Origin of the sequence: Bacillus timonensis, assembly GCF_004799755.1 — a bacterium.
GTDB lineage: Bacteria > Bacillota > Bacilli > Bacillales > Bacillaceae_L > Ferdinandcohnia > Ferdinandcohnia timonensis_A.
In genome coordinates this window covers 1-21,200 of record NZ_SLUB01000020.1, presented here as the reverse complement: position 1 = coordinate 21,200, position 21,200 = coordinate 1, and the positions used below count along the sequence as shown (strand labels likewise).

Sequence of the window (21,200 nt, the reverse complement as noted above, 5' to 3'; positions counted from 1 at the left end):
GAATACACACAATATAAACAAACTTCTCCTGAATATTGGAATAACGCTTCTTATTCCCTTGACAGATAAGGTAGAAACGAATAATTTGGAAGGTAGTAAGTTGAGATGAGAAAAGATTTTATTTCTATGGAAATAATTTTATTCAGTACTTGCGCAAATGCAAAGAGCATTTGATTTTAGTGAGGGATGAGAATGAGTGGAAACCTTTTAGTTGTTGATCAGATAAGCTATAAATATGCAGAGAATACAAAACTCGCATTGGAAAATCTATCATTCTCTGTTCGAAAAGGAGAATGGCTTGCGATTGTAGGTCATAATGGATCTGGGAAATCTACATTAGCTCGAATCCTAAATGGATTATTGTTACCGCAATCGGGAAGTGTAACGATAGAGGGTGTACAGCTAAACGAAGAGACTATCTGGGATATTCGAAGAAAAATCGGCATGGTGTTTCAGAACCCGGACAACCAATTTGTTGGTACTACTGTAAAAGATGATATTGCCTTTGGTATGGAAAACAACGGAATTCTTCGCGAAACGATGGTATCGAGAATAGAAAGAGTGATTGATCTGGTAAAAATGCGAGAGTTTCTTGAGCATGAACCACATCAGCTCTCGGGTGGACAAAAGCAAAGGGTAGCAATTGCGGGTGTTCTTGCTGTTCAGCCCGATTTAATCATTTTAGATGAAGCAACTTCGATGTTGGACCCTATCGGACGAACAGAGGTTTTAGAAACAATAAGGGAAATCAAAAGTGAAAGCCAAATCACGGTTATGTCAATTACCCACGATTTAGAGGAAGCCGCAAGGGCCGATCGAATCATCGTCATGAACCAGGGGCAATTATTTGCAGAAGGGAAGCCGGAGGAAATTTTTGCTTTAGATGAAAAGCTAGTAGAAATTGGGTTAGATTTGCCATTTTCCGTAAAGGTATCTAAAAAACTACGAGCTATCGGTGTTCCTCTTTCTAAGAATCATATAACAGAAGAAGGCTTGGTGAATGAGTTATGGACATTACAATCGAAAAACTAGAGCATCGCTATCAGATTCGTTCACCTTTTGAAAGACTAGCGTTATATGATGTGAATGCGAAAATAAAATCTGGGTCATACACGGCGGTAATAGGTCATACAGGTTCCGGGAAGTCGACTATTTTGCAGCATTTAAATGGTCTCCTACAACCTACTTCTGGCTCAATCACGATTGGTGACCGTACAATCACCGCAAAACAAAAAGAAAAAAATCTTAAGCCTCTTCGAAAGAATGTTGGAGTCGTCTTTCAATTCCCTGAACACCAGTTGTTTGAGGAAACAGTCGAAAAGGACATTTGTTTTGGGCCCTTAAATTTTGGTGTGCCAGAAGAAGAAGCAAAGGAAAGAGCAAAGCAGACAATCAAGATGGTAGGTCTTTCTGAGGAATATCTAACAAAATCTCCGTTTGATCTAAGCGGCGGTCAAATGAGACGTGTTGCAATTGCTGGAATCCTGGCTATGAACCCTCAGGTACTCGTTTTGGACGAACCTACTGCAGGACTCGATCCACGAGGTCGTCTTGAAATTATGGAGATGTTTTATAAACTCCATAAAGAACGCGGTCTTACAACCATTCTCGTAACCCATAGTATGGAAGATGCTTCACGTTATGCTGATCAGATTCTTGTGATGGAAAAAGGAACGATTAAATTTCAAGGGAGTCCTGTTGAGATTTTCTCAAACCCTGAACAGGTTCTGCATCTCGGATTGGACGTTCCTGAAGCAGTCAGACTCAAAGGGTTACTTGAAGAGAAATTAGGAATCAGTATCCCGCGCGATGCTAGTCTATCAGTAGATGAAATTGTCCGTTATGTCGGGGAAGCAATTAAAGGGGAGGGGACCCGTCAATGAATATCATAATAGGTCGCTATATTCCAGGTAACTCCCCCCTTCATCGAATGGATCCTAGGGCAAAGCTATTATTAATATTCTTTTATGTGTGTATTGTTTTTATCGCTAATTCAGTTCTTACCTACGCGCTATTAGGGACTTACACATTGACGATTGTGTTATTAACAAAGGTTCCGATACGCTATATTCTGTCAGGGTTAAAACCAATTTTATGGGTGATCCTATTTACATTTATTCTTCATATCTTTTTAACAAAAGAAGGAGACCTCTTATTTGATTTTGGTTGGCTTGAAGTGTATGAGGGTGGCGTGAGACAGGGGATTTTTATCTCATTACGGCTATTATTTTTAATTATTATGACCACCATATTAACATTAACAAGTACGCCAATTGAGATTACTGATGGTATGGAAAGTTTATTAGCACCCTTTAAAAAAGTGGGTCTACCCACACATGAACTTGCGCTAATGATGTCGATTTCACTTCGATTTATTCCGACATTGATGCAAGAAACTGAGAAGATTATGAAGGCACAGGCTGCAAGGGGTGTCGAATTTACGAGTGGTCCAATTAAGGATCGCATGAAGGCAGTTGTTCCTTTATTGATACCATTGTTTATTAGTTCCTTTAAACGAGCAGAGGAACTCGCAATCGCCATGGAAGCAAGAGGCTATCGTGGAGGGGAAGGACGGACCAAGCTGCGTCTATTACAGTGGCGTGGTCTTGATACTTTAATGCTTGTGTTGCTATTCGTAACGGCAGCAGTATTATTTTTATTACGTGGATAACGAGGGAAAAGATGAGACGGTACAAGTGCATCATATCGTATGATGGAACCCAGTTTTCAGGATACCAAGTACAACCGAATAAACGAACCGTTCAATCGGATTTAGAACATGCGTTACAGAACATGCATAAAGGGGAACATATTAAAATTGTAGCATCAGGTCGAACGGATGCAACTGTTCACGCTCTTGGACAGGTTGTTCATTTTGATTCTCCTTTATCCATTCCTGTCGAAGGGTGGAAGAAGGCTTTGAATTCATTGCTCCCTGATGACATTCGCGTACGTTCGGTGGAAATCGTCGACCCTGAGTTTCACGCACGTTTTGATGTGAAGGCGAAGGAATACCGATATCGATTGTGGATGAGTGAAGAGCCTTGCGTTTTTAAACGTCAATATACTCATCATTATCCCTATCCACTTAATCTTAACGCGATGAAAGAAGCTGCAGCACTTCTGGTGGGAACACATGATTTTACGAGTTTTTGTGCGTCAAAGACAGAAGTGCAGGATAAGGTTCGAACCATTTACCTAATTAAAATGGAAAAGCAAGACAATGAACTCATTCTGTCGTTCATTGGAAATGGTTTTTTGTATAATATGGTAAGAATCATTGTTGGGACTTTACTAGAGGTTGGAAGTGGGCAAAAAGAGGCAAAGATGATGACGTCTATTTTGGCTGGAAAAGACCGTTCACTAGCAGGAAAGACTGCTCCAGGTCACGGATTATACCTATATCAGGTATATTATGAGGGATGGCAGGAATAGGAAAATAAAAAAATGCCATAACAACTAATCCTGGTGTAACATTTCCTTGACATTACACCCTGAAAGTTATATTATATTTTAGGTATGATATTTAAACCCCACGTTAAAGCCCCGGAACTTTAATCGTGATTAAATACAATATGAAACGTTAGTAAAATTAGGAGGGAAACTCATGCGTACAACATTTATGGCTAATGCTAATAATATAGAGCGTAAATGGTATGTTGTAGATGCTGCAGGTAAAACTTTAGGTCGTTTATCAACTGAAGTTGCAACACTACTTCGTGGAAAACACAAACCAACTTTCACACCACATGTTGACACTGGTGATAATGTGATCATTATCAATGCTGAAAAAATCGAATTAACTGGTAATAAATTAAACGATAAAATTTACTACCGTCACAGCCAATTCCCAGGCGGATTAAAATCAAGAACTGCATTAGAAATGCGCACAAACTATCCAACAAAAATGCTTGAACTTGCGATTAAAGGAATGCTTCCAAAAGGTTCACTTGGTCGTCAAATGTTTAAAAAATTGCACGTTTATGCTGGAAGCGAACATCCACATCAAGCTCAACAACCTGAAGTTTACGAACTTCGCGGTTAATTATTAAGGAGGGTATTAATTTGGCACAGGTACAATATTATGGCACTGGTCGTCGTAAGAGCTCTGTTGCACGTGTACGTCTAGTTCCTGGCGACGGACGCATCGTAATCAACGGTCGTGACATTGCAGAATATATTCCATTTGAAGCTTTAAGAGAAGTTGTAAAACAACCTCTTGCTGCTACTGAAACTGTAGGACGTTATGACGTTCTTGTTAACGTAAACGGTGGTGGTTACACAGGTCAAGCTGGCGCTATCCGCCACGGTATCGCTCGTGCGTTACTACAAGCTGATCCTGAATTCCGTCCATCTTTAAAATCAGCTGGACTATTAACTCGTGACGCTCGTATGAAAGAACGTAAGAAATACGGTCTTAAAGGCGCACGTAGAGCACCTCAGTTCTCAAAACGTTAATTTTTTTCTTGGAAAACTTGATATATCAACGTTTACAGGCTATTTCATCTTTGATGAGGTAGCCTGTTTTATTTGCCGTGAAATTTTTCAAATAAATTGACTTAAATTATTTAACGAGAGAAAATTATTGCATTAAGTTTAATGATATACTTGAAACAAGGATTAATGTAGAGATATTACGATATTTGTAGTTGTTATGTTTCAAGTAAAGCCAGGTATAGAAGTGGATTTGAGATGAGTAACTTCTTATCTATGTTTTATTTTTTATAGAGGCTGGTAGGGTGTAGGAGGCTGCTATGTCAGGTATTAAGTACGAAAAAATATATGAAGATTTAAAAATGAAAATTGAGCAAAATGTATACCATTATCAACAATTCCTTCCTTCAGAGAACACTTTGGTTAAAAAGTATGGGTGCTCAAGAAACACTTTACGAAGAGCAATCGGAAATCTTGTGGACGATGGATATGTTCAAACCAAACAGGGGAAAGGTGTCCGCGTTATTTATCAGGACTTTGGAAAAAATGAATATATGTTTGGAGAGACAGAAACGTTTAAGGAGTTTGCTATCCGAAACCATAAAAAGCATCGGACGGAAGTGATTGTCTTTGAGGAATTGGTAGTAGATCAAAACCTTCATGAGCATACGAGGTTTCCAATGGGTGTTGAAGTGTATCACCTTAAGCGTGTCCGTTATTTAGAAGGAAATCCGGTTATCATGGACTACAACTATTTTAGAAAAGATATTGCGAAAGGATTAACGTTGGAAATAGCAGAGGATTCAATTTATGAATTCTTAGATAGAGAGCTGGACCAACGAGCTGTCACTGCAAAACGAAAAATGGTGGTTGAAAGAACAAACGAGATGGATGACAAATATTTAAATCTAGATGGATTTAATAGTGTGGTTGTTGTTACCAGTCATGTTTTTAATGCGAATGGTGTGATGTTTGAATATACCATTTCCAGGCATACTCCAAGTAACTTTGTGTTCTTCGACCAAACGCAACGAAAATAAGAAAAGTGTACGAGATAAAGCTCTCGCACACTTTTTTCGTTAATTGGCTAGTTTTGATGCTAGATGGATAAATACGCTAGACGTCCACGTATGAGCAAGGTCTCTTAATCCTTTTCCTGTCTCAGCATGAAAGTTTTCTGCAAATCCACCAATCTTACATAGTTCAAGAAACTTCTTCGTTATTTCATTTGCTAATTCTTGTTCTCCACATTCTTCAAATGCCTCTACAAAGAGTAGAGTGGTAGGAGCCCAAATTGGTCCTCTCCAGTATGCATCCTCCTCATAATAAGGACTGTCAATGGCTTCTGATGCAATTCCCCACTTCGTTAAATACTTTTCACTTTTTAGAACATTGATGATTTTCTTTTTAGTCGCTTCAGGAAGTTTATTTGCCAAGATAATTGATATTAAAGGCAGGATTCCTTCGCTTTTAATTACTTTTCCGTCTCTTGTATATCGAGCGACTGGGAGGTCCTCAACCAGAAAATAGTCGCAAAATTTCTGTGTATATTTTTTGGATTGTTCCTCCCAATATTTCTTATCTTGATCTCTCTCGAGTTTTTCTGCTACAACAGCTAGCATATCCATCGATTTAATCAAGAAAGCCGTTAAATCTGGTGAATCGATGATGTCTGCATTTTTGAACACCGTGCTGTTGTCCTGTCCAGAATCATTTCCGTGATGGTATTCGCAAATTCCGTCACCATTGAAATCTTTGTATCGGAGATAAAATTCTACATGTCTCTGGATCTGAATATATATTTTTTCTAATTGTTCAGTAGTCAATGTCATTTTTTCCATCATCTTTAATACAAAAAATCCTTGTACAGGTGGCTTGGAGAAATTCCAGCGGATGGTGGAATCACTTATAGAACCAGGGATTTGGCCTTTGTCGTCCTGATAGTCGAATAATAATTGAATTTGATCCCATGCAAGGTCATCATCAACACCTGCGAGTGCTAAAGCATTAAAGGCATTATCCCAGCTCCAAACACCTGGGAAATTTGCATTTGACATATACATGGCTTTTCTTTTTAACAACCCTTGTTCATTTACTATACACGTCCAATTTAGATAAGCAGCTTCTCTTAGAGTTTGTTGAAATCTTTTTGGAACAATAGGGTGCTTAGATAAGAAATTTAGAAAATGATTCGTGCTCTTATTTAATGCATCTTCAAACTTATATTCTCTTTTTTCCGGAACGGCTCCGTTCGTAGGAATGTCTTCAATGACACATAGGAATTCGTTGGACTCTCCAGTTGAAGTGATTTGGATACTTGAAAGATTATCAGCTTTGTTTGTGCTACCTGTCGTATCCATAAATACGTTTTGTTGAAGAATAACTGATCCCTGTGGTGCAAAGACCATGTATTTAGTTAGATTCTTGTAGCTGTTAACAATGCAATATTCTTCGCCGGTGTTTCCTAAAAGATAGTTATATTCGAAGTTGAAGATTGGTTGAGTATCCAAAGTTAGACCAACATTTTCTCCTTGGCCTTGTACAAAAATTCTTTCAGCATCTTCAAAGCATAAAAAGATTTTACCACCATCAAATGTCAGGGCAATCTTAAATTCATCGGCTTCATAGGTGTACCCAACAGGAGCCCCATTTATTGTTGGGATGATTTTAAGAGCATTTTGATGATGCTTAGATTTTCCTTTTACTGAATTTATATAAAGTCCATTTTTCTCAGGGCTTTGGCTCTCTTGGTATGTGACTGCCATATAAGAACCGTAATGACTCATAGGCGTGACCCGTATATCCAAAGTGAACACTCCTCTTTAAATTTATATTGACAACAAAATATACTGTACTATAATTAACTTGTTTAAACAAGTTAGAAATTTGTGTAAGCGATTAGATAAATGGAGGTTAACGCATGGCTACTAAAGATCAAGTATCCAATATTATAAAAAATATCGGTGGGTCTGAAAACGTCAGTAATGCAACGCACTGCGTGACAAGACTGCGTTTAGTATTAGAAGATGAAAGTCAAGTCAATAAAGAGGCATTAGAGGAAAATGAACTGGTGAAAGGGACGTTCTCGGTGAATGGACAGTTCCAAATCATCATTGGTCCTGGACTTGTAGAGAAAGTTTACAATGAGTTTGTAAAACAGACAGGTGCAGTAGAGGTAAGTAAGGATGAAATGAAGCAGATTACAGCGAAAAAGGGAAACATCTTTCAAAGAGGTGTCCGGGTCTTGGCAGACATCTTTATTCCGATTCTTCCAGCAATTGTTGCCGCAGGTCTTCTATTGGGATTAAATAATATGCTTGCAAACCCTGGTATTTTCTACGACGAAAAATCCCTGTTAGATGTTTATACCGGTTGGACGGGGTTTGCGGAATTCATTAATGTCATTGCTAATACAGCATTTACTTTCCTGCCTGTGCTTATCGCATGGTCTGCTGCTAGGAAATTTGGTGGAAGTCCGCTATTAGGGATTGTGTTGGGGCTATTATTAGTACATCCCTCATTAATGTCAGCTTATGCATATGCGGAGAATCCAGGTGAAGTTGAATACTGGAGTCTATTTGGCTGGGACATTGCCAAAATAGGTTATCAAGGGCAAGTCCTTCCTGTTATTTTTGCTACATGGATTTTAGTTTGGTCAGAGAAGCATTTGAAACGTGTTATTCCAGATAATTTACAAATGATATTTGTGGCACCGCTAGCACTTGTTTTCGCTGGTCTTTTAACATTCGGTTTTATCGGGCCAATTACGATGACCGGTTCGAATTGGATTACTAACGGTATTCTTTATCTGTTTGAAGTATCACCTGCGTTTGCTGGAGGCGTATATGGATTTATTTCAGGTCCGCTTGTTATTACGGGCATGCACCACATTTTCTTAGGGGTAAATCTGCAAATGGCCGGTACACTTGGCTATGTTACTTTATGGCCAATCGGGGAAACAGTTACACTGGCTCAAGGTGCTGCTGCGCTGACTATGTTCTTCATTCTGAAACAAAACAAAAAATTAAAAGGTGTGTCACTCACTGCAACCTTATCCGCATGGCTTGGGGTTACTGAACCAGCGATTTACGGAATCAATCTCCGATTTAGATATCCTTTCATAGCGGTTATGATAGGAAGTGCAATTGGAAGTGCCTATCTAGCGGCTCAAGGGGTGAAAGCTACCTCAGTTGGAGTGGGAGGAGTTCTATCTTTCCTTTCTGTTTATCCGGAACATTGGAGCTTCTATTTTATTGGAATGGCAATCACTTTTATCATTACCGTTACATTAACATTTGGGTTATTTAAAAGTAATATTTTTAAGGCTGGGAAAGCTGTTGAAAATAAATAGATAAGGCCTTTTTACGAGAAATAGAAAAATTAGTTATAAAGGCGCTCGTCGTGCACCTTAGTTCTCAAAACGTTAATTTGAGGATTATTGAAGACTCTCAACCTTTTGGTTGGGGGTTTTTTTATGATTGCTAAAGATAGTGAGCAATGGAATAAAAGTCCTTACGCGGGTCCAATATTGGGGTGCAGCTCAAATCATGGTTTCAGTTGGAAGTTCTTTCATTCGCGCAATGGGTCTAATGTTAGGTATAATGAATGTTAAAAGAGAAATCCTGTTAGCATAATAAGGTTTTTTCGAAGTTGTTTTATCTGAATGTTTTTGAAACATAACAGACGAGTGATTTCTAAGGTGTACATCCGATGTTTTGTTTGTTTTATAATGCCTCAATGAGTTACGATGTTGAGTATGGATGGTTTGATATGGGAGGTAAGGAACAATGAGTGGGTTTCCTAAAGATGCAATGCGAATGTTAAAAGAGACAAGTCGTACTTTTTATATTCCGATTACCTTTTTGCAGAAGGAGTTAAAATACTCGGTTGCATCTGCTTATTTAGTATTTCGAGCAATTGATGAAATTGAGGATCATGAAGAAATAGACAATGAAATAAAATATACAATTTTAATGCAAGTAGGCGAATTATGTAAACGTCCATTTGATAACGAAGAATATTTAAGAATACTAGGAACGACTAAAGAACAACTACCCGAAGTGTCGCTTCGCTTGGAAGAATGGCTACAAGCTTGTCCTAAGGATGCCTTGCCAATCCTCATGAACGCTGCATATGAAATGGCATCTGGTATGGCTAAATGGGCAAAGGCTAATTGGAATATTCGTACACGTGAAGATTTGGATGACTATACATATTACGTTGCAGGTCTTGTTGGGGTTATGCTGTCAGATCTATGGGAGCTCTATGGAGAAGAAAAAACAGATCGAGATCTTGCTATTGGTTATGGACGCGGACTTCAGGCTGTAAATATTTTGCGCAATCAGAAGGAAGATTTGGATGAACGTGGAGTCAGCTTTGTTCCTGATGGATGGAATCGGGCGGAACTATTTAAATATGCTGAAGAAAATCTAACTAAGGCAGATGAATATATGAAATCTCTTAATAAGAGAAGCATTATCTTATTCTGTCGTCTACCTCTTGCCTTAGCCCATAAAACGTTAAAAGCATTAAAAGAGGGGCGTGAAAAAATGTCGCGCACGGAAGTAGAAGAAACGGTGGAAGAAGTGCAAACAAACTAATTCTTGTAAAAACAGGGGTTCAAGATGCAGGAATCTGCCGTCCTTTACGAATTTTGATAAAAGGGCAGGTGTTGGTGATGTCCAACTCAATTGAGCAAAGAAAGTCACAACATATAAAAATCACGTTGAATGAAAAGGTAACCGGGGAATCGATTACAACTGGATTAGAGACATTTACGTTTGTCCACAATGCGCTCCCCGAAATTGATTTTGACGAAATCTCCATTGATACAGGATTCCTCGGCTATGAATGTAAAACACCGTTTCTCATCAGCTCCATGACGGGTGGGACAGCTTTTGCTGAGACAATTAACCGAAATTTAGCTGTAGCTGCACAGGAACGGGGTTGGGCGCTTGCGTTAGGTTCCACTCGTGCACTGCTCGACAACGACGGGCATTCTTCCTCTTTCTTGGTGAGAAAATATGCACCAAATGTTCCGATCATTGCGAACTTAGGTGCTGTGCAGTTCAATTACGGATTTGGTGTTGACGAATGTAGAAAGATTATCGAATTGACCGAAGCGGACATGCTCGTTCTTCATTTGAACAGTATTCAGGAAGTGATTCAGGAAAAGGGAGATACAAATTTTAAAGGATTACTTAAGAAAATTGAACAACTTTGCAGTACATTTGAGGTTCCTATCGGAGTCAAGGAAGTTGGATGGGGTATTGATGGCCAGACAGCGAATCGATTAATGAATGCAGGAGTTTCGTTTATTGATGTCGCTGGTGCGGGAGGCACTTCTTGGAGTCAGGTGGAAAAGTTCCGTGCTAAAGACCGAATCAAGCGGATTGCTGCTGAGGCATTCAGTGAATGGGGGATTCCAACGTCAGAATCGATTAGGTTGGTTCGCGAACGAAATGGAGAATGTCCGCTGATTGCTAGTGGAGGAATCATGACCGGGTTAGACGCAGCCAAGGCTATTGGACTGGGCGCCGACCTCGTTGGATTTGGACGGTCCATCCTAAAAGAGGCAACACAGAGTGCAGAAGATGTCCTTGAAGTGATGGAAATCCGAGAAATGGAACTTCGTATGACGCTGTTCGGAATCGGGGCGTTGACCATCCATGAGCTGAAGAACACCCCGCGCTTGAAGAAACTATAATAATTTGATGATCGAGAGACTCTTAACCGATTGGGTGGGGTCTTTTTTTATAGGTAAAGGCGGATGCAGCACCTTCCACATCCGCTTCTAGTCTACTAATTTATTTTTTACGGCATAAAGAGCGGCTTGTGTACGGTCAGTCAAATCAAGCTTGCCCAAAAGATTTGAAACATGTGTTTTAACTGTTTTTTCAGTGATGTATAGGGAACTAGCGATTTCCTTGTTGCTTTTTCCTTTGGCAATTTCTTTTAACACATCTAACTCTCGATTTGTTAATTCTTCTAATGCGTTTTTTACCTGACTTTTATTTAAATTGGCCAGCAGGTGTGAAGTTGCTTTTGGATGGAGCTGGTTTTCACCGCTCATTATCTTTTTGATGGATGTGACAAGATCATCAGGTTCAATGTCTTTTAATTGATAGCCGGAAGCACCTGCTTCTAGAGCGGGGATGACATGGTCTTGATCCGAAAAGCTGGTAAGCATCATAATTCTTATTTTAGGTATTTCCTTTTTGATGATTCTTGTTGCTTCGATGCCGTCCATTTCTGGCATCACTAAGTCCATTAAGACGAGATCTGGTTTTAAAGACTTTACCAATTCAACCGCTTCAATTCCGTTCGCTGCTTCTCCAACAATTTCAAAGCCTTTTTGTGTTCGAAGAAAAAAGACAAGGCCCCGTCTGACAACGTGATGGTCATCAACGACTACTATTTTTATACTCACTACATAATCCCCCTAAAACGGAATGTGTATTTCTATTTCTGTCCCACTTCCAGGTTTACTTTTTAAAAGAAAGGTCCCATTCAAGCTATCAGTCCGTGTTTTCATGTTTCTTAATCCTAGTGACGGGATTTCACGGTCTTCTTCATAATGGAATCCGCAGCCTGTATCCTTTATCGTCATTTTCACTTCAGCTTCAGAAGCCTGAAAATGCAAAGTGACTTCAGTGGTTTGTGAATGTTTTTTACAATTCGCCAACGCTTCCTGCCCGATGCGCCAAAGCGCTTCTTCTACCTTTCCAGGAATAGTTGCAGCACCTGTCACCGTTGTATGAATAGATAGACCAAGCATTTCAGCATAGCTTCGTAAGGCACTAACAAGTCCATTTTCTAGACCGGCAGGCCGCAGTTGCCAGATCAAGGCTCTCATTTCTCCAAGAGCCTCTTGAGCCATATCTTGTATATAAGTGAACGTCTGTATAACATCGGCGCTATTAGTCATTTCTACACCAGCCCTAGCAGTAAGGCTTAGGGAAAAAAGGAGTTGATTAACTGAGTCATGAAGATCCCGAGCTAACCGATTTCGTTCAGCCACAAGTGCGGTGTCTTGCTCGCGTTGAGTCAGTTTGATCCGTTTCAACGCAGTTCCGATTTGATAGGCCACGGCTTCAAGTAAGGCAAGCTCATTTTTTTCAAAATGAGTTTTATGAGGGGCTCCCACATTCAAGATCCCAAATCGTTCCTGTCCAGCACGGAGCGGGACAGTGGCGTGATGCGTTAAGCCACATGTTTCACCAGCTTTTTCATTTAGGGCATCTTCAATTCTTTTACACTCAATAATATTGGTGGCCTTATTCAGTTGTTGGTTATTGTATTTATTTATACACCAGCAGGTGCCATTGCACATCCGTCGCTTTTGGTTACTTGCGAGTGCAGGTGGGAGTGCCTCGTCAGCCACAAGACGGTGCTTACCATGCTCATCTATTAAAAATATCCAACCAGTTTGTAGTCCCGTTACTTGGAGTAACTGATTCAAAACGCATGATAGAACGGTATTTGTGTCTGTTCCTTCATTTAACAGTTCAGCTATTTCCTTTAAAATGCTAATTTCTTCAAAACTATCTTGGGCAGACATGACTTCCCTCCACTATATTTTCTGCTTCTATTATAGCCTATTTCAAATTTTCCGACTTTTGATTTTTTATAATCTGTAAAAACTCAAGTATTTCTTTACTAGGTCCTTCAAAAAAGACTGTCTGCCAACCATTATCGAATTGATAGGGGCCTTCGACTTTTCGAAGACTCGTAAGTGAAGGCATGATGCTATCAAGATTACTCACTTCAAAACAGATATGAGTATTTAGCGTATGACTAGCGATTAACTCTAATCTAATCTCACCAAGGGTTAAAAAAACGATTTCTTCTTCCATAAACACAAAACGTGTCTCTTCCGTAAAACCTAAATCATCTTTATAAAAAGTGACAGAATCCTCAAGATTCCTTACTTCTAGACCGTAATGATGAATTCTCATTGCATTGCCTCCCAATCAGATAATCAGATTCATGTCTCCGAATTCATGCCATAAATATTTGGCGTCAATTGCTTGGTCGTATGCCCGAAGAAGATGATGTTCAGCAATAAACGCTGACAACATATCAAGATGACTCGCCTGTGGCTCATGGAATCCGGTAATGATTCCATCGGCTATTTTCATAGGAAACTCGCGATGAATGTATAAATTAGTTACCCCTGAAAGGTGACCAAGTTTTTCTGCGCTCTCAAGAGCTCTCACCACAGTCGTTCCAACCGCAATAACTTTCTTTCCAGCTGCTTTTGTTTCAAGTGTTCGTTGCATGGTCTTTTCAGAAATGTGGTATTCTTCTTCGTTCTCTTCCGGTGACTGATGCCACTGATCATCAAGCAAGTAACTTAGACCTGTATGGAGTTGAATAAAATCGACCTGAATTCCCTTCCTCATTAACGTGAAAAGAAGTTCCCAGCTGAATGCCCTCCCTGCTGAGGGCATTTCTACTGAACCGGGCTGACTAGCAAAAACCGTTTGGTAATAGTCTAACGACCAAGGGTGATCAATATATTCATATCGAACCGGCTCTCCAAGTGCATATATGATATTTAAGAGGTCAGATCCCTTTTTAGTAAATTTCAACAATTTTAAAGGGGAGTTCTTTTTAACACCAATGACTGTCGCTGTTAGTTCAGGCGAAAAAATGAATTGATCACCAATCTTTACACGACTTTCAACAATGAGTGTCTCCCATATATCATCCTCACGCCGTCTGGCCAGTCTGATTTCAGTCTTTGTGGTCAATTGAACCTTGTTTCTATACCATTTGGCATGTAAAACAGCAGGGATGGTGCGGCTGTTATTTAAAATGACTAAATCTCCTGGCTCGAGATAATGTGGTAAATGAAAAAACTGGTCATGTTCGATGTTACCGGAACTTCGATTAAGCACCATCATTCGGACATGGTCTCTTCTAATCCCTCGCTTTTCAGGAGGGTGTGAAGCATTCAGTTGACTTGGAAGGTAAAAATCTAAGGCTTTTGCTACCATTCTTATACCTCCTCATGCGCTTGAGCTGAAAATCGTTTTCCGTTAATCCCTTTAGCTTGATCAGAAGCAAGGTATAAAAAAATATAGACCACATCTTCTGGTTTGGCTAAAGGGTACTCACAATCTGGAACAGCCAATTGGTGCATTTCTGTATCCATTTCTCCGGGATCAACCATATTGATCCGAACACCAGTCTCACTTAATTCGTCTGCCCATGTTTCGGTAAGACCTTCAACTGCAAACTTTGATATGCCGTATGCCCCCCAGCCGGCATAACCAATATGACCGGCCTCTGAAGTAACATTGATAATGGAGCCTTGATTACGTTGAAGCATCCCAACAACAACTCTTCTTGTCACTAAAAACGGAGATAATGCATTTACCCTTAAGACCTCCATAAATTCTTCTTCGGGGTAATCGAGTAATAAAGGCATTGGACTAGGTCCTAACATGGAGGCGTTATTAATCAAAATATCAATTTTCCCATATTTCTCTTCAGCTAGAGCCACAAACCGTTCCACATCTCTCGTCTTTGCAACATCAGCGGTTACCGCAAGAACCGTTGCCCCTAATTTTTCAGCTTCCTGTTTTATATTTAATAAGTTTTCTTCATTCCTTGCACAGATTGCCAATTTTGCCCCTTTTTTGGCAAAAGCGAGTGTCAATGCTTTTCCTAATCCTTTAGATGCCCCAGTAATCATGACAACTTTGTTCTTCATCATCGTAATCTCTCCTTATCTTCTTTATGAATTAAGCATACCGGCAACTAGGAGATTCCTCTTCGGGACTAAGCTTGAATTTTATCTACAACTTTTGGATGAGAATCAAAAAACTAAAGGAAATGAATTTACAAGATAGCTGTGAATATTGGACAACCTTCCGCCAAAATTCAAGTTATTTCGAGCAATTCACCCACATATGATGAATGTAGGTGTTGTAACAAACTTAAAGGGGTGGGTGGAAAATGAGTCGTATCCAAAAATCAGTGCTCGGTGCTTTCATTGGGGCTTCGTCGGCAGGAATGTGGTTAATCGTAGATCTCTTACTTCCTGAACCGATTGGTGATTACTTATTATTTTTGATTATGGGTGTCGTAAACATGGTCATTGGCTGGCAGGTAGCAAGGTTAGTTGGGAAACATAAAGAAAATTCATTACCTAAAACGTCAGAAAACCTAAAGACATCGGATATATAGAGAAGTTGGCTCTCAATCAGCGGATTGAGAGCCTTTTTCGTAATTTTGATGAATGGCAAAATCATGCCTTCATGTATACATACTTTTATTTGGCAATGGAGGTAGTTTGTGTTCGGCGCATGTTTACGAAGATGCAGTAGGAAACTATCGACAAAGGGGGTTCTTATTGTATGAACGTTATTACAACCTTCAAGGAAAAGCGGAAAGAGAAGCAAATCAAGTATGAACGAAAAATGCTTCGTGAGCTTTCGTTAGAGGAACTTAAAAAGAGCGTCACGGATAACTTTAGCAGTTTTTTTAGAATGAGCTCCATACTGGGTAGTGCGATTGAAGAAGGATGCATTGATGTTGCCATCGAAGCATACCTGTTAGGTGCGAAATATAGCAAATTTGGTTACTACGGTGAATCTGTAGAAGAAGTGAGAATGCGATGCTATAGATTTGAAAAGAACCTGATTGATGCGTTATATGAGTTCATCTGCTACTGGGGCCATATTGGCGACCAAGGTTTTGTGAATGAGTCTCTTTACTATTCATGTGAGTACTATGTGACGTATTGGTGGACAGAAGGATTTCAAAAGGGTGAAAAAAGATACCGGCTAAAATTGCATTAGATTTTTTAATCATATATACTCTCCTTGTCCCATATAGTTAATGTAGGGACATGCAGGAGGGAAATGATGAATAAGAAATTAAAAATTACGGGTATCCTTTTAGGAACTGTTGTTTTATTTATATTTATACAATATCGATATATGGATAAAGATGTGTGGGACCCATGGAGTTTACCCTTATCGGGCAAATTTATCATTATAGATCCTGGTCATGGTGGACCTGATGGGGGAGCACAAAGCGGTGACATCCAAGAAAAGGACATTGCTCTAGAAATATCCTATAAACTTCGCGATTACCTACAGCAGCAAGGTGCGCTTGTCCAAATGCTACGGGAAGAAGATACAGATTTAGCGGAGGACGGTACAAAAGGGCTTAGCCGACGAAAAACAGAGGATTTGAAGAAACGCGTTCAAATCATTAATGAATCAGATGCGGATTTATTTATAAGTATTCACTTAAATGCCATCCCTGCACCAAGGTGGAGAGGGGCGCAAACCTTTTACTTTAGTACCTTCAAGGAAAACGAAGAGGTAGCTAAATTTATTCAAGATGAGCTTCGAAACAATCTCGGAAATACAACACGACAAGCAAAAGCGATCAATGGTGTATACTTATTAAAAAGTGCAAAGAAACCTGGTGCACTAGTAGAAGTAGGGTTCCTTTCAAATCCAGAGGAAAAAAACCTATTAATAAAAGATGACTACCAAGATAAGGTCGCAGCCTCCATCTATACCGGAATCAACCGATATTTCTCCAATGAATCAAACCCACCTGAATAAGAGGTGGGTATTTTCGTGTATTTTTTGATATGCTATGACACTCCTCACACTGTAAATTCGGACAGGTATGGTATAATGAGAAAGGAGTGAAACCGAATACAGAATTTAGGTGGTGTTTTAATGTTAACTGAACAACAAGTAAGAGAAGTATTACATCAATTGCAAGATCCATTCTTACATAGAACATTTGAAGAGACGAATGCAGTCCAAGAGATTAAAATAAAAGAAGAAAAGAAACATGTAAGTGTAAAAATTGCCCTATCTAAAACTGGTACAGGTGAGCAACTTCAGCTTCAAACCACAATTGTAAATGCATTAAAACAAGCGGGAGCAGAGTCTGTAGGTCTTCGCTTTACTGACCTATCACCAGAGGAACTAGCGAAATTCAAGACTGAAACTGCAGGGGAATCAGCTCCTTTATTATCCCCGGTAAATCAAACGACCTTTATCGCAGTTGCAAGTGGTAAGGGAGGAGTTGGTAAATCAACTGTTTCTGTAAACTTAGCCATATCATTAGCTAGACTGGGAAAAAAGGTTGGAATCATTGATGCAGATATCTATGGATTCAGTGTTCCAGACATGATGGGAATTACAAAGCGCCCTGTCGTTCGAGGTGAAAAAATTATTCCTGTCGAAAGAAAAGGCGTAAAAGTGATATCAATGGGCTTCTTTGTAGAAGACAATTCACCGGTTATCTGGCGTGGTCCTATGCTTGGAAAAATGTTGAATAATTTCTTTAATGAAGTTGAATGGGGAGACCTTGATTACTTAGTTCTTGACTTACCACCAGGTACAGGCGATGTAGCATTAGATGTTCATACGATGCTTCCACATTGTAAAGAAATTATTGTCACAACACCACATCCAACTGCTGCTTTTGTAGCAGCCAGAGCGGGTGCAATGGCACTTCGTACAGAGCACGAAATTCTAGGTGTAATTGAGAATATGTCTTATTTTGAAAGCAAGGTAACTGGTGAAAAGGAATATGTATTTGGTAAGGGTGGTGGAGAGAAGCTTACAGAAGAGCTTCAAACATCTTTATTAGGTAAAATTCCATTAGGACAACCCGATTGGAATGACGATGACTTTGCCCCATCTGTTTATGACGAAGATCATCCAACCGGAAAAATCTATAATGAAATTGCGAAACGAGTCATTGACGCAATCTAATCAAAAGACCCTCCAAAATATTTGGAGGGTCTTTAATCTATTGATGAATTAGCTATTACCGCTTCCTTGGCCTTCATCCTTTTTTGCTTTTTCCTGTTTTTCCATATCTTCTGCAGCTTTTATAAGAATATCTTCAATCTTCGCTTTGTATAACGGACTCTCAAGTGTTTCACTGATAACTGTTTGAAGATGCTTTCTAAATTCCTGACTTTTAACAACATCTGTGAATTGTTGTTCCATTTCAGGATTTTTTAAGATATCCATCACCATTTTTTGATAATCCGGATCCTTCATTAAGTCTTTAATGAGCTTTTCGTGCTCCGTTTTCATACTTTTTGCGTATTCTTCTACAAACTTTGTATCCTCGAATGTCTTTTTCCAAAATTCAACCCCATTGTCAGAGGTAAGGGTTTCCTGGATGGCATCTTTTACGACAACTTGATCCATGACGAGGTGCTGCTTCAACTTTTCATCCCGCATGAGTTCCTCTATCGCTTTTTTACCATCATCTGTTTTTAATATATCGACAACCATCTTCTTCGTTTCTTCATAATCCATTCGATTTTGTTCAACATTTGCTGGGGCGCACCCCACAATAGCCAATAACAAACTAAAAATGAGGAGGAGCGACATCCTTTTTTTCATTCTTAAAGCTCCTTTCATAAGGGATCCTTACTTGTTAATATGCTTTTTTTGTAAGAAAATATTCACGTATTACATGGTGAGAAACTGGCATTCATCCCCTCTGTTTTGGTACAATCATATTTGAATATACAGAGTGGGGGATTTTGTCGTGAAAAGTCGAAATTGGGTAAGGTTATTTCTTTCTACCTTACTAGTAGGTGCGATTAGCACAATCTTTTTTGGATTTGCCGTTAAATGGAGTGAATATAAAGAATTATTCTTAGCAGCTGATGTCATTGAAATCCTTCTAGTCATATTTTGGTTTATTGGTGCTGGATTTATTTTTAGTATTATTAGCCAAATGGGCTTCTTTGCTTATCTGACTGTACACCGTTTTGGACGTGGATTATTCAAAGGGGCATGGGCACCAGCGCAGATTGTGTTAATTGCTTTTGTTTTCTTTGATTTAATTTATTTCCGTTTTAAAGTGTTTGCAACAGAGAGCGAAACCATTTCGTCATATGTATGGATTCCGATTTTGATGTTAGTATTTGCATTAATCATTGCATATTTTAAAAGTAAACAAACAAATAACAAGGCGTTTATTCCAGCAGTTTTCTTTATGTTTGTTGTGTCTGTGATTGAATGGATGCCTGCAATTCGGGTGAATGATACAAGTTGGTTGTATTTAATGATTTATCCACTATTAATTTGCAACGCCTATCAACTTTTAATCCTGCCAAAAATAACAAACCAAAAAAGCTGATCCAATGGATCAGCTTTTTTACTTCTTATTCAACTACTTCACTTTTTACATCAGCGTTATTTAGCATATCACTTACCGTCACAAATGAGAGACCTTTTGATTTGATTCCTTTTAAGACACCTGGAAGAGCGTCAGCTGTTTGTTTGGCTGAGTCTGAAGCGTGGAATAAAATGATATCTCCGCCTTTTACCTTATCTAAAACATTGCTAGTTATTATTGCGACACCAGGATTATTCCAATCATTTGAATCTATGCTCCAATGAATAAGGGTATATCCAAGAGAGTCTAATACCTTAACAACTCTAGAATCGAAATTTCCGTCAGGTGTTCGAGCGAATGAAACGGTTTTGACCCCCATTTTTTTAAATGCATCCTGAGCCTTATAAATATCCTTTTTAATCTGTGCATCCTCTAATTCTGTATAGTTTTTATAATCATATCCCTTGACGCCAATTTGATGTCCATCCTTCACAATTCGTTCTACGATCTGTGGGTGACGCTCAGCCCAAGAAGCGGAAAGAAAGAATGTTGCATTCTTGACCCCTTCCTTTTTTAAGGTGTCGATAATCGGGAGTGCCTTTGTATCTCCCCAACTAATATTAAAAGTAAGTGCAACTGTCTTTTCGCTCTTTTCTCCTGTGTAGATCACCCGTGGACCATTTTCTGTTGAAAAAACAGGAGAAATATTGCCCTTTTCTATATAAAAAATACTGGCTGTAAATAAGGAAGCGAAAAGAATAATTAAGGCTTGTTTAATCCTTTTGCTACTCAGGATGTAGAAAAAATTCATTTTTATCCTCCTTGTCCAATACATCTTCTGTAAAAATAATATGCTTGTCACTGCATTTGTATGTGTAAAACTCTAAGGGAAAATGATTCATAAAATAACTAATTCTGGTAATAATTAGAATTACATTATACTTGAGGTGAAACTATGATTGGATTATTAGTTGATCAGAAGGAAGTTAAAGAATTAGAGTACCTACTAAAAAGAGAAATGGACGAAATCCTATTTGATGTGGGCGATGCAAGGATTGACCATATCGTAAAAAGAGCAATGGAAGAAAGATATCAGATCTTATTTCGTTTATTTAAAAGAATTGCCGATCCATCGGATTGTAGCAGGTATATTCGTTCAAAGAAGGTAAATAGTAAAAAAGGATGAATGAAGTGGAGGATTATATTAAGGCGATATGATCCTCTTTAAATAATATAAAATAGATTATTGACACTCGTTTTAGATGATGATATATTAATAAACGTCGTCGATGACGATGATTGATTTTTAAAAAATGTTTTAAAAAAATGTTGACTTCAATTTGTCAGCATGTTATATTAATAAAGTCGCCTCTGAGCGATTATCCAAAAAAGTTCTTTGAAAACTGAACACAATACAAGCGTCAACGTTAATTCTATTTTTTAAAAATATTGAGCAATCAATACTCTTATTGGAGAGTTTGATCCTGGCTCAGGATGAACGCTGGCGGCGTGCCTAATACATGCAAGTCGAGCGAACCTGAGGGAGCTTGCTCCCAAAGGTTAGCGGCGGACGGGTGAGTAACACGTGGGCAACCTGCCTGTAAGACTGGGATAACTTCGGGAAACCGGAGCTAATA

25 protein-coding genes and 1 rRNA gene are annotated in these 21,200 nt (G+C 39.0%); 18 read left to right on the top strand and 8 right to left on the bottom strand.

What is annotated here, in order from left to right:
* Positions 1–192 precede the first annotated feature (192 nt).
* The 7 genes from E1I69_RS12215 (at position 193) to E1I69_RS12185 (ending at position 5,474) form a co-directional block, all read left to right on the top strand.
* Positions 193–1,032 (top strand): energy-coupling factor ABC transporter ATP-binding protein, encoded by an 840-nt coding sequence (locus tag E1I69_RS12215; RefSeq protein WP_136379899.1) that lies wholly within the window; start codon positions 193–195, stop codon positions 1,030–1,032.
* Positions 1,008–1,883 (top strand): energy-coupling factor ABC transporter ATP-binding protein, encoded by an 876-nt coding sequence (locus tag E1I69_RS12210; RefSeq protein WP_136379898.1) that lies wholly within the window; start codon positions 1,008–1,010, stop codon positions 1,881–1,883. Before E1I69_RS12215 ends, E1I69_RS12210 begins: the two co-directional genes overlap by 25 nt.
* Positions 1,880–2,671 carry an energy-coupling factor transporter transmembrane component T family protein gene (locus E1I69_RS12205; RefSeq protein ID WP_136379897.1) on the top strand — a complete coding sequence of 264 codons (792 nt, stop codon included), beginning with the start codon at positions 1,880–1,882 and terminating at the stop codon, positions 2,669–2,671. The genes E1I69_RS12210 and E1I69_RS12205 overlap by 4 nt, the downstream gene beginning before the upstream one ends.
* Before the next feature lie 11 nt (positions 2,672–2,682).
* Positions 2,683–3,435 carry a tRNA pseudouridine(38-40) synthase TruA gene (gene truA / locus E1I69_RS12200; protein ID WP_136379896.1) on the top strand — a complete coding sequence of 251 codons (753 nt, stop codon included), beginning with the start codon at positions 2,683–2,685 and terminating at the stop codon, positions 3,433–3,435.
* A 172-nt stretch (positions 3,436–3,607) separates the two neighbouring features.
* Positions 3,608–4,045, top strand: a complete 438-nt coding sequence (gene rplM / locus E1I69_RS12195) for a 50S ribosomal protein L13 (RefSeq protein ID WP_136379895.1) — start codon at positions 3,608–3,610, stop codon at positions 4,043–4,045.
* Between the two features lie 20 nt (positions 4,046–4,065).
* Positions 4,066–4,458: a 30S ribosomal protein S9 gene (rpsI, locus tag E1I69_RS12190; protein ID WP_136379894.1), complete on the top strand. Its 393-nt coding sequence runs from the start codon at positions 4,066–4,068 to the stop codon at positions 4,456–4,458.
* Between the two features lie 296 nt (positions 4,459–4,754).
* Entirely contained in the window at positions 4,755–5,474 is a 720-nt protein-coding gene (locus E1I69_RS12185; protein WP_136379893.1) for a UTRA domain-containing protein, read from the top strand.
* Between the two features lie 39 nt (positions 5,475–5,513).
* Here E1I69_RS12185 and E1I69_RS12180 read toward each other — a convergent pair whose 3' ends face one another.
* Positions 5,514–7,241, bottom strand: coding sequence for an amylo-alpha-1,6-glucosidase (locus tag E1I69_RS12180; RefSeq protein ID WP_136379892.1), 1,728 nt, complete (start codon positions 7,239–7,241; stop codon positions 5,514–5,516).
* Positions 7,242–7,354: 113 nt separating this feature from the next.
* Here E1I69_RS12180 and E1I69_RS12175 point away from each other — a divergent pair, with 113 nt between their 5' ends.
* The 4 genes from E1I69_RS12175 (at position 7,355) to fni (ending at position 11,140) form a co-directional block, all read left to right on the top strand.
* Positions 7,355–8,785: a PTS transporter subunit EIIC gene (locus E1I69_RS12175; RefSeq protein ID WP_136379891.1), complete on the top strand. Its 1,431-nt coding sequence runs from the start codon at positions 7,355–7,357 to the stop codon at positions 8,783–8,785.
* A 127-nt stretch (positions 8,786–8,912) separates the two neighbouring features.
* Positions 8,913–9,068 (top strand): hypothetical protein, encoded by a 156-nt coding sequence (locus E1I69_RS24410; RefSeq protein ID WP_161974885.1) that lies wholly within the window; start codon positions 8,913–8,915, stop codon positions 9,066–9,068.
* A 153-nt stretch (positions 9,069–9,221) separates the two neighbouring features.
* Entirely contained in the window at positions 9,222–10,034 is an 813-nt protein-coding gene (locus E1I69_RS12170) for a squalene/phytoene synthase family protein (RefSeq protein ID WP_136379890.1), read from the top strand.
* Between the two features lie 77 nt (positions 10,035–10,111).
* A complete protein-coding gene (fni, locus tag E1I69_RS12165; RefSeq protein ID WP_136379889.1) occupies positions 10,112–11,140 on the top strand; it encodes a type 2 isopentenyl-diphosphate Delta-isomerase in 1,029 nt (342 codons plus the stop codon).
* Between the two features lie 87 nt (positions 11,141–11,227).
* Here fni and E1I69_RS12160 read toward each other — a convergent pair whose 3' ends face one another.
* From E1I69_RS12160 to E1I69_RS12140, 5 genes are read right to left on the bottom strand one after another with little or no spacing between them, the layout of a single operon-like run.
* Positions 11,228–11,863, bottom strand: a complete 636-nt coding sequence (locus E1I69_RS12160) for a response regulator (protein WP_136379888.1) — start codon at positions 11,861–11,863, stop codon at positions 11,228–11,230.
* 12 nt (positions 11,864–11,875) lie between these two features.
* Positions 11,876–12,994, bottom strand: a complete 1,119-nt coding sequence (locus E1I69_RS12155) for a GAF domain-containing sensor histidine kinase (RefSeq protein WP_136379887.1) — start codon at positions 12,992–12,994, stop codon at positions 11,876–11,878.
* Positions 12,995–13,031: 37 nt separating this feature from the next.
* Entirely contained in the window at positions 13,032–13,391 is a 360-nt protein-coding gene (locus tag E1I69_RS12150; RefSeq protein ID WP_136379886.1) for a VOC family protein, read from the bottom strand.
* 15 nt (positions 13,392–13,406) lie between these two features.
* The gene (locus tag E1I69_RS12145; RefSeq protein WP_136379885.1) at positions 13,407–14,435 is read right to left on the bottom strand and encodes an S-adenosylmethionine:tRNA ribosyltransferase-isomerase; all 1,029 of its coding nucleotides are present in this window, start codon (positions 14,433–14,435) and stop codon (positions 13,407–13,409) included.
* A 2-nt stretch (positions 14,436–14,437) separates the two neighbouring features.
* Positions 14,438–15,157: an SDR family NAD(P)-dependent oxidoreductase gene (locus E1I69_RS12140; RefSeq protein WP_136379884.1), complete on the bottom strand. Its 720-nt coding sequence runs from the start codon at positions 15,155–15,157 to the stop codon at positions 14,438–14,440.
* A 242-nt stretch (positions 15,158–15,399) separates the two neighbouring features.
* Between E1I69_RS12140 and E1I69_RS12135 the strand changes: the two genes are divergently transcribed.
* From E1I69_RS12135 to E1I69_RS12120, 4 genes are all read left to right on the top strand, one after another.
* Entirely contained in the window at positions 15,400–15,630 is a 231-nt protein-coding gene (locus tag E1I69_RS12135; protein WP_136379883.1) for a hypothetical protein, read from the top strand.
* A 170-nt stretch (positions 15,631–15,800) separates the two neighbouring features.
* Positions 15,801–16,244 (top strand): YbaK family protein, encoded by a 444-nt coding sequence (locus E1I69_RS12130; protein ID WP_136379882.1) that lies wholly within the window; start codon positions 15,801–15,803, stop codon positions 16,242–16,244.
* A gap of 66 nt (positions 16,245–16,310) precedes the next feature.
* The gene (cwlD, locus tag E1I69_RS12125) at positions 16,311–17,024 is read left to right on the top strand and encodes an N-acetylmuramoyl-L-alanine amidase CwlD (protein WP_136379881.1); all 714 of its coding nucleotides are present in this window, start codon (positions 16,311–16,313) and stop codon (positions 17,022–17,024) included.
* 120 nt (positions 17,025–17,144) lie between these two features.
* Positions 17,145–18,194 (top strand): Mrp/NBP35 family ATP-binding protein, encoded by a 1,050-nt coding sequence (locus tag E1I69_RS12120; protein WP_136379880.1) that lies wholly within the window; start codon positions 17,145–17,147, stop codon positions 18,192–18,194.
* Between the two features lie 48 nt (positions 18,195–18,242).
* Here E1I69_RS12120 and gerD read toward each other — a convergent pair whose 3' ends face one another.
* A complete protein-coding gene (gene gerD / locus E1I69_RS12115; RefSeq protein ID WP_136379879.1) occupies positions 18,243–18,839 on the bottom strand; it encodes a spore germination lipoprotein GerD in 597 nt (198 codons plus the stop codon).
* Positions 18,840–18,987: 148 nt separating this feature from the next.
* On the opposite strand from gerD, the gene E1I69_RS12110 reads away from it, so the two are divergent.
* The gene (locus E1I69_RS12110; protein WP_136379878.1) at positions 18,988–19,584 is read left to right on the top strand and encodes a KinB-signaling pathway activation protein; all 597 of its coding nucleotides are present in this window, start codon (positions 18,988–18,990) and stop codon (positions 19,582–19,584) included.
* A 25-nt stretch (positions 19,585–19,609) separates the two neighbouring features.
* Here the strand turns inward: E1I69_RS12110 and pdaB are convergent, their stop codons facing one another.
* A complete protein-coding gene (gene pdaB / locus E1I69_RS12105; protein ID WP_136379877.1) occupies positions 19,610–20,374 on the bottom strand; it encodes a polysaccharide deacetylase family sporulation protein PdaB in 765 nt (254 codons plus the stop codon).
* A gap of 144 nt (positions 20,375–20,518) precedes the next feature.
* Between pdaB and E1I69_RS12100 the strand changes: the two genes are divergently transcribed.
* Together E1I69_RS12100 and E1I69_RS12095 are read left to right on the top strand one after the other, a co-directional pair.
* Positions 20,519–20,749 carry a hypothetical protein gene (locus E1I69_RS12100; RefSeq protein ID WP_136379876.1) on the top strand — a complete coding sequence of 77 codons (231 nt, stop codon included), beginning with the start codon at positions 20,519–20,521 and terminating at the stop codon, positions 20,747–20,749.
* 280 nt (positions 20,750–21,029) lie between these two features.
* Positions 21,030–21,200 (top strand): 16S ribosomal RNA (locus E1I69_RS12095); the annotation flags it as partial.